General features: G+C 67.4%; 11 protein-coding genes. 3 read left to right on the top strand and 8 right to left on the bottom strand.

Going from position 1 to position 11,966, the window contains the following annotated elements; genetic code table 11:
- A partial coding sequence (locus HWX62_RS18605) for an Ig-like domain-containing protein (protein ID WP_175985204.1) occupies positions 1 to 1,816 on the bottom strand: 1,816 nt, incomplete at its 3' end.
- Positions 1,817 to 3,007: 1,191 nt separating this feature from the next.
- Between HWX62_RS18605 and HWX62_RS18600 the strand changes: the two genes are divergently transcribed.
- The gene (locus tag HWX62_RS18600) at positions 3,008 to 3,745 is read left to right on the top strand and encodes a sulfite exporter TauE/SafE family protein (protein WP_175931744.1); all 738 of its coding nucleotides are present in this window, start codon (positions 3,008 to 3,010) and stop codon (positions 3,743 to 3,745) included.
- A gap of 475 nt (positions 3,746 to 4,220) precedes the next feature.
- Here the strand turns inward: HWX62_RS18600 and HWX62_RS18595 are convergent, their stop codons facing one another.
- The 5 genes from HWX62_RS18595 to ftrA form a co-directional block, all read right to left on the bottom strand.
- A complete protein-coding gene (locus HWX62_RS18595) occupies positions 4,221 to 4,799 on the bottom strand; it encodes an NnrU family protein (RefSeq protein ID WP_175931743.1) in 579 nt (192 codons plus the stop codon).
- A 310-nt stretch (positions 4,800 to 5,109) separates the two neighbouring features.
- Positions 5,110 to 5,685: a TfoX/Sxy family protein gene (locus HWX62_RS18590; protein WP_175931840.1), complete on the bottom strand. Its 576-nt coding sequence runs from the start codon at positions 5,683 to 5,685 to the stop codon at positions 5,110 to 5,112.
- Positions 5,682 to 6,791 carry a malate/lactate/ureidoglycolate dehydrogenase gene (locus tag HWX62_RS18585; protein WP_175931742.1) on the bottom strand — a complete coding sequence of 370 codons (1,110 nt, stop codon included), beginning with the start codon at positions 6,789 to 6,791 and terminating at the stop codon, positions 5,682 to 5,684. The genes HWX62_RS18590 and HWX62_RS18585 overlap by 4 nt, the downstream gene beginning before the upstream one ends.
- A 60-nt stretch (positions 6,792 to 6,851) precedes the next feature.
- On the bottom strand, positions 6,852 to 8,306 hold the full coding sequence (locus HWX62_RS18580; protein WP_175931741.1) for a M20 family metallopeptidase: 1,455 nt from the start codon (positions 8,304 to 8,306) through the stop codon (positions 6,852 to 6,854).
- A gap of 186 nt (positions 8,307 to 8,492) precedes the next feature.
- A complete protein-coding gene (ftrA, locus tag HWX62_RS18575) occupies positions 8,493 to 9,455 on the bottom strand; it encodes a transcriptional regulator FtrA (RefSeq protein WP_175931740.1) in 963 nt (320 codons plus the stop codon).
- Between the two features lie 113 nt (positions 9,456 to 9,568).
- Here ftrA and HWX62_RS18570 point away from each other — a divergent pair, with 113 nt between their 5' ends.
- Together HWX62_RS18570 and HWX62_RS18565 are read left to right on the top strand one after the other, a co-directional pair.
- On the top strand, positions 9,569 to 9,988 hold the full coding sequence (locus tag HWX62_RS18570; protein WP_175931739.1) for a rhodanese-like domain-containing protein: 420 nt from the start codon (positions 9,569 to 9,571) through the stop codon (positions 9,986 to 9,988).
- Between the two features lie 90 nt (positions 9,989 to 10,078).
- Entirely contained in the window at positions 10,079 to 10,405 is a 327-nt protein-coding gene (locus HWX62_RS18565) for a superinfection immunity protein (protein WP_006480800.1), read from the top strand.
- Positions 10,406 to 10,420: 15 nt separating this feature from the next.
- On the opposite strand, the gene HWX62_RS18560 is transcribed toward HWX62_RS18565, so the two are convergent.
- Together HWX62_RS18560 and HWX62_RS18555 are read right to left on the bottom strand one after the other, a co-directional pair.
- Positions 10,421 to 11,581, bottom strand: coding sequence for a cytochrome P450 (locus HWX62_RS18560; RefSeq protein WP_175931738.1), 1,161 nt, complete (start codon positions 11,579 to 11,581; stop codon positions 10,421 to 10,423).
- A gap of 107 nt (positions 11,582 to 11,688) precedes the next feature.
- Positions 11,689 to 11,955, bottom strand: coding sequence for a YodC family protein (locus HWX62_RS18555; RefSeq protein WP_175931737.1), 267 nt, complete (start codon positions 11,953 to 11,955; stop codon positions 11,689 to 11,691).
- Positions 11,956 to 11,966: the final 11 nt, after the last annotated feature.

Below are 11,966 nucleotides of genomic sequence, written 5' to 3'. Positions count from 1 at the left end.
TCACGCCGATCACCGTACCAACCGGCAGCGGTGTCGTCGGCGTGTACGTCCATGCGCCACTCGGATCAGCCACAACCGTTGCATCCGGCGTGCCATCGCCGTTCGTGTCGATGTTGACCGTCGCGCCAGCTTCCGCCGTGCCGGACAACGACGTGCCGTCCGTCGCGTTCACCGTCGGGATTGCCGGCGCCGTCGTGTCGATCGTCAGGTTGAATGCCGCGCTCGGGGTGCTTACGTTGCCGGCCGTATCCGTCGCAGTCACGGTGATGGCGTGTGCGCCTTCACCCAAACCGGTGCTCGGCGTGAACGTCCAGTTGCCGGACGCATCTGCCGTCGCCGTGCCCAGCAGCGTCGTGCCGTCGTACACGCTGATCGTGCTGCCCGCCTCTGCCGTACCGGTCAGTGTCGGTGTCGTGTCGTCCGTGCTCCCTCCGGAAACGATTGCGCCAACGATCGAACCAACGTCATCCGTAACACCACTGATCGTCGGTGCCGCAGGCGCCGTTACATCACCCGTGACCGTCACCGATGCTGACGGGCCCGTATTGCCGGCCGCATCGGTAACCGTCACGCCAATCACCGTCCCCACCGGCAGCGGGGTCGTCGGCGTATACGTCCATGCGCCACTCGGATCAGCCACAACCGTTGCATCCGGCGTGCCGTCGCCGTTCGTGTCGATGTTCACCGTTGCACCGGCTTCGGCGGTGCCCGACAACGACGTACCATCCGTCGCATTTACCGTCGGGATTGCCGGCGCCGTCGTATCGACCGTCAGGCCGAATGCCGCGCTCGGTGCGCTCACGTTGCCGGCGGCATCGGTTGCAGTCACCGTGATCGCATGCGCCCCCTCTCCCAGCGCCGTGCCCGGTGTAAACGTCCAGTGCCCGGACGCATCCGCCGTCGTCCGGCCCAGCAGCGTCGCGCCGTCATACACATTGATCGTGCTGCCCGCTTCCGCCGTGCCGCTCAACGTCGGCGTCGTATCGTTCGTCGCACCACTGTTTGCAACCGGATGCTGCGCATCATCCCTGACGTCCGTAATCGTCGGGGTTGCCGGCAGGATCGTATCCACGACGACTCCCACAGCACTGGGCTCGCTCGTCTTGCCGTTGCCGTCGGTCTGCGTCACCGTGATCTGATGCACACCGTCCGGCAACGTGCCGGGCGTGTACGACCAATGCCCGTTAGCGTCTGCGGTCACCGTACCGATCGGCTGGCCGTCGACCAGGATCGTCACCGTCGCATTCGGCAGCGCCCCGGACCCGACGATCGTCGGCGTCGCGCGCCCCGTGACGATATTGCCGCTGCCGCCAATCGATTGACCGTCAACCGACTCGATCGTCAGTCGTGCAGGCGCGGGAGTTCCGCCTCCGCCGCCGCTGCCGCCGCCATCCCCGCCGCCGCCGCTCGCCGCTGCGGCGGCAATACCGCCTGCCGCCGCAACACCACCGAGTATTCCCAGCAGCGCGCCAGTGGACAATCCATCGCCGATCGGTGCATAGGTAAGCGCCGATTCAACGATTCCGTCCCCGGTCGCTTGCAGGCCGGAACCGAACTGCACGAGAAATCGTCCGTCATCCTGAACGAACACCAGATTGTGATAATCCGCGCCGTTTTCAAAAAACGACTGAACACGCAACGTTCGACCATCCTTGAATTCGACGATCAGGTCGTTCCCGGAACGCGCGTAATTGGCAACGTCCTCCTTGTGGGCCGACAACAGGAAATTGGCCGGACCGCCTGGTGACGCTGCAACCTGCGAACCCTTGGCGACCGAAACATCGACGTGATTGCTCAAGACCGACGAGGAAACCATTGCCGAACTCCTTTAATTGGTGTGGCAAAACCCTGACCCGTCGATGACGGGCGAACCTGCAACCGAACGGCCGCCGCGGATCGCGGCACGGTTTCGCGCCGCCGAAAAACCGGGTATCACGCTCGCGCAGGACGCAACGAACCGATAGCCCGCCCGATGCGGTCCATGACGTAAAAGAAAGGAAAAGGAGCCGGGTACGGCTATGGAATCAGAGACGAATCCAGTCGGCCGGAAAAACCATGGGCCCTGCGCGCCAGCAAATGGCTAAATACGACGCGACGCCGCAGCGGACACGCGTGTTTGACGGCCCTTGTGCCGCGGATTTTCTCCGTCCGGCGATTTATTTTTTGATATCGAATCTGCATTTTTACCGCCCTCGCCATAATAGTTTTTCGTTTATCGCGAATCATCAACAATCCGCTTGATTGGAGCGAATTGCCGCGGTGCACCACGCTTCTTTCTCGTGCCTTTCGTGCCTGCATTCAGATTACACCGGTCTTTCACGCACATGATTGCACTCCCTTGCACCTTTTACAAATATTTTCAGTCTTTCTTACTTATGTTTTTCCCTGAGAATGAAACCAGCAACAATTTGCAAGATTGAATCGCGGCAATCGCTGTCGCGGCAAATATTTGTCGCGTCGCGTGTAGCCCGATGGATCGGCCTCCGATGAGTCGAGGGGTCCTGTACCGGCAAGTACCCGGGCGCGCAATTTGTAATGACAATGAAATCCGGTCGCGGCACGAAATTGCATTGAAGTCTGACGTCACGATGCATCGCATTCGATCTATAGCCCGCTCATCGTCAACACTTTCGTTCACAATCCTTCATTTTTCGATCCCGACTCGGGCTCCGGGAAACAATCCTCGGCGTTTCCGCATCTCGCCATTCGATTCATATCGGGATACAGGGGAATTCAATCCAGTTTCGGCTGCACACACCGCCCTCGTCGAAACGCATCTTCGCAAACCAGATCAGACCAATCTCAAAAAGATATAAATAATCCGGTTTTTACGGAATTGAATCGTGGCGACAAATTATCGCCACGCCGAGCCTTCGGCCGCCGCGATCTGTCGCCGATATCCGGATCGCGCGTGCGCGCACGACCGTCCTGAATTACCATCGTGCATCCCCGCGCGCAGCTGGACTGCCGGCGGTTCAAGATAGGACATCCCGGATCGATATCGATCGTGCTCGCTCTCATCATCTTCGCCGGCCTGTGGGCCGGCCTGCAGAATGCGCTCGCAGGCGGCGGCTCGTTCGTCACGCTGCCCGCGCTAATTGTGTCGGGGATGTCGCCACTCGCGGCAAATATCACATCGACGGTCGCCCTGTTCCCCGGCCAGGTCACGACCGGCTGGGCCAGCCGACACATGGTGCGCGGCGCGGGCAAGCTGCCGTTTCGCGCGCTGTTCGCGATCAGCGTGGTCGGCGGCGCACTCGGCGGCCTGCTGCTGCTGAAAACCCCGTCGTCGATCTTCTCGCGCCTCGTGCCGTGGCTCGTGCTGTTCGCGACGGTCGTGTTCGCGTGGGGCAGCTTCTTTCGCAAAACCGGCGAAGAGACCCGGCATCTCGGCCCCGTCACGGCCGCGATCGCGCAGTTCCTGATCGCGATCTACGGCGGCTACTTCGGCGGCGGCATCGGGTTCCTGATGATGGCCGCGCTGACGATGGCCGGCCTCGCGCCGCGTCACGCGACGTCGACCAAGAACGCGCTCGCAGGCGTGATGAATGCGTCGGCGGTCGTGCTGTTCGTGACCTCCCCGCATCTGCACTGGCGTGAGGCCATCGCACTCGGCGGCGGTGCGATCGTCGGCGGCCTGCTCGGCGCGTGGGCGTTGCACCGCGTGAACGAACGCGTGCTGCGGGTCGCGATCGTCTGCATCGGTGCCGCGCTGACCGTCGGGCTGTTCATCAAGCCGATCTGACGCACACGCGCGACAGGAACGCGAGCATGCTCCGGTCCCGGCCTTTCAGCGACGCCCGGTCAAGCGAGTTTGTGTCGCGATAACGTAGCCGGCGACACCGTCGCCGGCTACGTGCCTTCGCATATTGCTCACAACGTGCTTTGACCGTACCGGAGTGAATCCCGAGTCCGTTGCCGTCGCCGGTCGACAGCACGTTCGGGCCGAAGCCGTCGGCCATTTCTTGCTGAGCTCGAGTGAATGCTGCTGCGTGTCGCGACCGCGCTCGGGACGTCGTTCGCCGCACGGCACGGCGTGTCAAGCGGTCCGTCAAGCGAGTCCCGTCCGGTCGCGAACAGACGCGGCTCATGGCGATCATTCCGGCGTCGGCATGCCATCTGCCGACCGGGGCACACGAGCACGGCACGTCCTGCACCGCGAGCCGGTGCAGCTCGGCAACCCGGCCGGCGCGAAACGCCTCCGTCGCGCCGCCCGCCGTTCAACCGAACGGCCGCACGCCGATCAGCGGGCCATGCAGGAACAACGCGAATATCGCCCACACGGCGAGGCCGGCCACGACGGCGATGACATCGCCCGACAAGCGGCCGGCCGGATAGCGCACGCCGTCTCGGCGATCCCGCGCACGCGACACGACGAAATCGACGATCGACCACACGAAGAACGCGCCGAACAGCACGACCGCGTGCACGGTGCCGTTCACGAGGAGGTGCGCAACCGCCCAGACCATCACGCCGGCCAGCATCGGGTGTCCGACGAGTGTCTTGATCCGGTTGCGCGGCACATACGACGCGGCGATCAGCACGAACGCGACCGCGGTCAGCATGCCCGTCAGGTGGCGCACGCCGACCGGCGACACCCACAGCAGCGTCGCGCCCGCACGGGCGATCCCGTACCCCCAGACGATCAGTACGAAGCCGACGATCGATGCGAGCGCGTAACCGCCCTTCCAGCCCTTCTCGCCGATCCGTTCGATCGTCGCGGACCGCCAGCCGTCGGCGACGATCCGGATCGAGTGCACACCGAGGAAGATCGCTAAACCGAGAATCAGGACGAGCATCGGCTGTCTCCGTCTGGAATGATGGGTGGGGAAGCATTGCGCGCGGCGTACGGTGCGCCGTTCGCGGGGCCGGCGGCGAGGCCGGCGCGGGTCGCGCGGCACGGGCGCAACCCGCGCCGATCATAAACGCCGGGGCCGCCGTTGTGAAGCATGCGGGATGTGCGGTGCGTCAAGCCCGATGTTGGGGCGCCGGATCGTGCGGGCAAGCCGCCCGCGTAGCGCGTCGACCGGCCGCGGCAGGCAAGTCTGAAAGAAAGAAAGAAAGGAAGGAAAGCGAAGCATGCGAGGCGGCCGCGCCGCGCGGTCGGCACTACGTCTGCTTGCGCTTCGTCGCTGGATTCGGTGCCGGCACGGGCGATGATTTCGATGCCGGTTCCGCTTTCCGCACCGACGCCGGTTTCGTTGCGGATTTCGCCGCTGGCCGGGACACCTTGTTCGGCTCCGGTTTCGCTGCCGGCTTCGATGCGGCCTTCGCAGCAGCTTTCGGCGAGGTTTTCGGCCCCGCCTTCGATACCGTCTTCGGCGCGGCCCGCGCCTTGCGCTTCGGCGGCCCGGCCAGCAGCGCCGCGCGATACGCGCCGCGGCACCAGTCGAACAGCGCGCCCGCGTCCTCGAGCACGTCGGCCGGCGTTTCGTAATAGCCCTCGAGCGAGACGGTGCGCGTGGGCCGCGCATACGAGAACGGCCCCATCCCCGCCGCGACGAACGCCGGGCGGTTCACGTCGTCGACACGCAGGAACAGCGACCCGCGCGACAGGAAGCCGAACATCACGCCGTCGAGCCGCAACGCCGCACCGCTGAAGAACCGTGCGACGGCGACCGTACCGAGCGGCGCAAGCCGGTACGCGATTTCCTCGCCGTGCGCCTTCTCCGCCTGCCAGCTCATGCGGATCCCTCGCAGCGCTGCGTCCATGCGTCGAGCTCGGCCGCGTCGAAACCGACGGCCGCCGCGCTCTCGCGAATCTGCCGCCACGTCGCACGGTCGACCGGAATGCCGACCCTGCCGCGTGCGGCGCGACTCGCCTCTTCCGGCTCGCCGGGCACCTGCACCGGCGCATCGCCGGCCTGCGGCGACGCCTTCGCCCACGCGACGAACGCATCGGCTTCGCGTTCGGCATCGGCCGCGTCGAATGCTTTAGGGTCGATCAGCACCGACAGCATCCCGTTGACGATCGCACTCGTCTTCTGCAGCGTATCGCCGTAGGTCGTCTGCCCGCCCACCAGCGCGCCGCCGAAGATCTCGCACATCGCCGCGAGCGCATACCCCTTGTGGAGCCCGAACGGCAGCAGCGCGCCGAACGGCTGCTCGTGCATCACGGCCGGATCGTCGGTCGGCTGGCCGCGATGGTCGATCAGCGACCCGGCCGGCACACGCTTGCCCTGGTTATAGGCGACCCGTGTCTTGCCGTATGCGATCGCGCTCGTCGCGAAATCGAGCAGCAGCGGCGGCTTGCCCGTCCGCGGATACGCGGCGCAGAACGGATTCGTGCCGAAACGCGGATCGGTGCCGTGCAGCGGCGCGACCAGCAGGTCGCCCGGCACGTTGACGAAATGGAACGACACGAGCCCCGCGTGCGCGCATTGCTCGGCCCAATGCCCGATGCGGCCGAGATGATGAACGTCGCGCAGCCCGATCGCGCAGATGCCCATGCGCCGCGCACGCTCGATCCCTTCGACCATCGCCTCGAACGCGATCACCTGGCCGAACCCGCGCCCGCCGTCGATCGTCAGCACCGCGCCGCCGTCGCGGACGATCGACGCGCGCCCGTTCAACTGCAACTGCCCTTCCCGCCACGACGCGACGTAATTCGGGATCATCCCGATTCCGTGCGAATCGTGGCCCGCGAGATTCGCGGCGACCAGGTGATCGGCAACGAGCGTCGCCTCGCGCGGGTGGCTGCCGGCCCGTTCCCAGAGTGCCGCGACGAATGCATGCAGCGGTTCGGCGCGCATGCGCAGCGGTTCGGTATCGGGCGTCGGCAGTGCGGTCATCGGCAACACTCCATCGAGGTGGGTCGGGTCGGGCAATCGGTGCGTCGAACGTCGCGGCGGTCAGCGCGCGGTCGCGATCACGTCGGCAACGGCCGCCGTGAGCTTCTTCGCGTACGGCACGTGCAGGAACTCGTTCGGGCCATGCGCGTTCGACTTCGGCCCGAGCACGCCGCACACCATGAATTGCGCTGACGGGAAGCCTTCCTGCAACACGTTCATCAGCGGGATCGTGCCGCCGAGCCCCATGTACGCGCAGTCGGCGCCGAAGTGGCGACGCGACGCGGCGTCGAGCGACGACGCGAGCCACGGCGCGAGATCCGGCGCGCTCCAGCCCGTCGCGGCGCCCGCGTCCGGCTTGAACGTGACCTTCGCGTTGTACGGCGGATCGAGTTCGAGCAATGCCTTCAACTGCTGCACGGCCTGCGCGGCGTCGACGAGCGGCGGCAGCCGCAGCGACAGCTTGAACGCGGTACGCGGACGCAGCACGTTGCCCGCATCGGCGAGCGCCGGCATGCCGGCCGCCCCCGTCACCGACAGCGACGGACGCCACGTCGAGTTCAGCAGCGCCTCGCGCGGGTCGGTCGTGGTCGGCAGCACGGGTTTGCCGTCCTGGCCGCACGCCCACGGCAGCCCCTTCCACACCGTATCGCCGAGGATCGCGGCGGCCGCTTCGGCTTCGCGCACGCGGCTCGCCGGAATCTCGCAATGGAACGCACCCGGCAGCAGGTTGCCGTTCTTCGCGTCTTCGAGGCGCTCGAACAACTGGCGCATCACGCGGAAGCTCGACGGTGCGATGCCGCCGTAGACGCCCGAGTGAACGCCTTCTTCCAGCACCTCGACCTGCAGGTCGCCGGACACGAGGCCGCGCAGCGACGTGGTGAGCCACATCTGGTCGTAGTTGCCGGCGCCCGAATCGAGGCACACGACGAGCGACACCTGGCCGAGCCGGTCGCGCAACGCGTCGACGTACGGCAGCAGGTCGTAGCTGCCCGACTCTTCGCAGGTCTCGATCAGGCCGACGCAACGCGGCCGCTCGATGCCCTGCTCGTCGAGCGCGCCGAGCGCCGCGAGGCTCGCGTAGATCGCATAGCCGTCGTCCGCGCCGCCGCGGCCGTACAGCTTGCCGTTCTCGAACTTCGGCGTCCACGGGCCGAGATCGGCGCGCCAGCCGTCGAATTCGGGCTGCTTGTCGAGGTGGCCGTACAGCAGGATCGTGTCGGTGCTGCCCGAACGCGTGGCCGGCGACTCGAAGAAGATCACCGGCGTACGGCCCGGCAGGCGCACGATTTCGAGCTTCAGGCCTTTGACGGGCTGCCGTTCGGCCCACTGCGCGGCGTCGGTGACGACGCGCTCGAGATAACCGCGCTTCGCCCAGTCGGGGTCGAATGCGGGGCTCTTGGCCGGAATCGCGATGTAGTCGGTCAGCGCGTGGAGGATTTCATCGTTCCACTTGCGCTCGATGAAGGTAACGAGCTTGTCATGGTCGAGGACGGGGGTAGTGTCGACGGAAGTCATGGTGGGGGTGCCTGGATCGGGCTGACGAAAACCCAGATCATACGCCGATGCGCCCCCGCCGGCGCCCCTTCCCGGACGTTCAGACCGCCTTCGGAAACGCGTCGCGCAACCCGGCCGCGCGGGCACGCGCATCGCGCCGCGGGCGCGGCCTTTCATCGTCGTGCGAGCGCGCCTGCGCGGCGCCTGCTACGTGCCGCCGCGCGCCATCCCGCGCCGGTACGCGGCCGGGCTCGTCGCCGCGACGCGCCGGAAATGCCGGCGCAACGATTCCTCGGAACCGAACCCGGCACGCGCCGCGACCTGCGCGAGCGACAACGCGGGCTGCGCTTCGAGCATGTCCTTCGCGACGTTCACGCGTTCGCGGATCAGCCACGCGAGCGGTGACATCCCCGTCGCATCCGCGAACTGACGCTGCAGCGTGCGCGTGCTCATCGCGGCCTGCGCGGCGAGCGACGCGAGCGTGTGCGGCTCGGCCGCATGCGCGCGCATCCAGTCGATCAGCTTCGCGAGCCGATCGGTGCCACCGGGTGCGACCGGACGCGGCACGAACTGCGCCTGCCCGCCGTCGCGATGCGGCGGCAGCACGAGGCGTTGCGCGACGCGGTTCGCGATCGCGCCGCCGTGATCGCGGCGCACCAGATGCAGCAGCATGTCGAGCCCCGCCGCCGAGCCGGCCGACGTGACGATCCGCCCTTCGTCGACGTACAGCGCATCGGGGTTCACGCGCAGCGCCGGATAACGCGCCTGCAGGCGTTCCGCATACCGCCAGTGGGTCGTCACGGTGAGGCCGTCGAGCACGCCGGCCGCCGCCAGCACGAACACGCCCGAACAGATCGAGCAGAGCCGCGCGCCGCGCCGATGCGCGGCACGCAGCTTCTTCAGCAACGGCTCGGGCGGCAGCTCGTCCGGATCGCGCCAGCCGGGAATCACGATGGTGTCCGCGCGATCGAGCGTCGCGAGCCGGTAGGGCGCGGCAACGGTAATGCCGCCCGCCGCGCGCACGGGCCCCGGTTCGCTCGCGCATACCGCGAAGCGATACCAGTCGACGCCGAGTTCGGGGCGTTCGAGCGCGAACAGTTCGACCACGCAGCCGAATTCGAACGTGCAGAGGCGATCGTAGGCGAGCGCGACGACGAGATGATTGTGCATGGCGCGATGTTACCGGAACTTGTCGATCGCGCCACTGCCGCGACGCGCACCGAACCGCGATACTGCCCTTCATTGCGGCGCGTTTCGCGCCCGTTCAACCGGAGAGCCCGACCATGTCCTACGTCACCGACGTCCCCGCCGCCGACAGCCGCACCGCCCTCGCTCATTTCGAGGCATCGCTGCGCTTCGAGACCGATTGCTGGGACGTGCACGACGCACTCGCGTCCGGCACGCCCGATTTCGTGCTGCTCGACGTGCGCGGCCCCGACCAGTTCGCCGCCGGCCACGTGCCGGGCGCGCGCAGCCTGCCGCGGCGCAAGATCGTCGAAAGCAAGCTCGCCGCCTATCCGGCCGACACGCTGTTCGTCGTCTACTGCGCGGGGCCGCACTGCAACGGCGCCGCGCGCGCGGCGATCCAGCTCGCGCGCCTCGGCCGCCCGGTCAAGCTGATGATCGGCGGCGTGACGGGCTGGCTCGACGAAGGTTTCGCGCTGAGCAACGAAGTGCAGCCCGCGAACGCCGAAGCCGCCTGATCGTCACTGAAAGCGCAACAATCAATTGCCGGCACATAAACGGAAAAAGCGCGACAATCGGCCTCATTGCAGTTTGGACGGAGCAGCACCATGCATGATGCAGTCCTGATTCAAGTGGCCGGTTCGGTCGCCGCGATCGCGCTCTATTTCCTGCCGGCCGTCATTGCCGACCGGCGCGGCCGGCACGACAAGCTGACGATCGCGATGTTCAACGCACTGTTCGCGTGGACGGGCATCGGCTGGCTGATGACGCTGTACTGGGCGTGCCAGCCGAACCCGCGCACCGACGTCGCGCAGACGATCCTCGCGAAGCGTCGCGGCGTCAGCATGCGGACCTTCTCGACGGGCCTCGTCGAACGCGTGCAACGCCGCGTCGCCGCCCAGGAGCAATGGGCGGAAAAGCAAGGCTGCCGTTAAGCCCCTTTTCTCCCTTCACCGACTCGCGTCGAACTTCGGCATCCTGACGTTGGTCGACGCGCGGTAATCCCACTTCAGCATCTCACGCGGCGGCCAGCCGCCCGCGCGCAACCGCGCCGCGAACGCGCCCGCCGTCACCGCCCGGGCGATCCGCTCGCCCGGACACCCGTGCGGCCCCGTGCCGAAGCCGAAATTCGGCCCTGCCGCGCGGCCGGGCATCAGCCGGTGCGGGTCGCGATGTACGGCCGGATCGCGGTTCGCCGCCGCAAGCACGACGAGGATCGCGTCGCCGGCGTCGACGCTCACGCCTTCGATTGTCGTGCGTGCCGCGACGAAGCGGCGCGTGTTCTGCACCGGTGAATCGAAACGCCCGACCTCGGCGACGAATGCATCGAGCGCGGCGGCGTCCGGCACCATGCCCGCTTCGCCGTTCCACGCGACGAGGGCATTGCCGAGCCATGCGGCGGTCGCCTCGCACGTCTGCGACAGCAACCCGACGAGATTCGCGACGAGCGCACCGCTCGCGTGCCACCCCGACTCACGGGCCGCCCGCTGCACGGCAGCGACCAGCGTGCCGTCGTGTGAACGCGACTGCGCGACACGCGCCGTCATCCGGTCGAGCAGTTGCCGCGCCGCATCGCTCGCGCGCGCCAGCGCCGCGGCATCCGACAGCGGCGACAGCGCGGCGACGAACTCGACGACCCGCGCCGCGATGTCGTCGAGCTGCGTTTCGTCGAAGCCGAGCAGATCGGCCACCGCGCACACGGGCACCGTCATGCACCATGCGTTCAGCGCGTCGGCATCGCCGGGCGCCGGCAGTCGCCGCGCGGCAAGCCCCTCGGCGCGATCGCGCAGCGCAGCCGTGTCGATCGGCGCGAACGCCGCGCGCAACGCCTGCTTCGGCACGTCGTGTCGCGACGCGCCATCGTTCATGCGCACCAGCTCGCCGAACAGCGCGCCGGCCGTCGTGCCGCGCAACGCGGGCGGCACCGGCGCGTCGAGCGGGCGCACGCGACAGGCCGGATGGCCGAGCACGGCCGTCACGGCCGCCGCGCGGCTCGCGACCCACAGGCCGAGCGTGGCGTCGAACGCGAGCGGCGGCCCGTCGACGAGCGCGGCGTAATAGGGATAAGGATCGCGGTGCGTGACCGCGGCAAGGGGATCGGTCGGGTTCATGCGTTCAGTATCGGCGTAGCGCGCCGCCGCATGTTTCGGGGTTGCGTGAAATGTCGCTGCACGGACGCCGGGCACCCGGCGCCGCGGCATCGCAACGGCAGGCCGGGTCAGGCCGCCGACCGGAAGCGGTGCGACTGCATGCGCAGCCGGACCCGCCCGGCCGAAATCGCACGCGGCTCGAGTACCACCGTGTCGTGATGGAACATTTCCTGCCGGAACTCGCCGCTTTCGTCGAACCACTGGCAGATCAGCCAGTCGCCGTCGTCGAACACGACCGGCCCCGCATACGTGACGGTCATGCGCGGCCCGCCCGTTTTCAGCGTCACGACATCGCCCACGCGAAACCCGACGCGGTGATTTTCTCGGATCGTCATCGCTCTCTCAG

The sequence above is a fragment of the Burkholderia sp. BCC0506 genome (genome assembly GCF_902833145.1).
Lineage (GTDB): Bacteria > Pseudomonadota > Gammaproteobacteria > Burkholderiales > Burkholderiaceae > Burkholderia.
This window is presented reverse-complemented; position numbering and strand designations above follow the sequence as displayed.

Excerpts from the sequence above, each read along its gene's own strand:
- HWX62_RS18560 (WP_175931738.1), bottom strand. The coding sequence starts at position 11,581 with ATGAACCCGACCGATCCCCTTGCCGCGGTCACGCACCGCGATCCTTAT.
- HWX62_RS18590 (WP_175931840.1), bottom strand. The coding sequence starts at position 5,685 with ATGAGCTGGCAGGCGGAGAAGGCGCACGGCGAGGAAATCGCGTACCGG.
- HWX62_RS18585 (WP_175931742.1), bottom strand. The coding sequence starts at position 6,791 with ATGACCGCACTGCCGACGCCCGATACCGAACCGCTGCGCATGCGCGCC.
- HWX62_RS18580 (WP_175931741.1), bottom strand. The coding sequence starts at position 8,306 with ATGACTTCCGTCGACACTACCCCCGTCCTCGACCATGACAAGCTCGTT.
- HWX62_RS18565 (WP_006480800.1), top strand. The coding sequence starts at position 10,079 with ATGCATGATGCAGTCCTGATTCAAGTGGCCGGTTCGGTCGCCGCGATC.
- HWX62_RS18555 (WP_175931737.1), bottom strand. The coding sequence starts at position 11,955 with ATGACGATCCGAGAAAATCACCGCGTCGGGTTTCGCGTGGGCGATGTC.
- ftrA (WP_175931740.1), bottom strand. The coding sequence starts at position 9,455 with ATGCACAATCATCTCGTCGTCGCGCTCGCCTACGATCGCCTCTGCACG.
- HWX62_RS18595 (WP_175931743.1), bottom strand. The coding sequence starts at position 4,799 with ATGCTCGTCCTGATTCTCGGTTTAGCGATCTTCCTCGGTGTGCACTCG.
- HWX62_RS18570 (WP_175931739.1), top strand. The coding sequence starts at position 9,569 with ATGTCCTACGTCACCGACGTCCCCGCCGCCGACAGCCGCACCGCCCTC.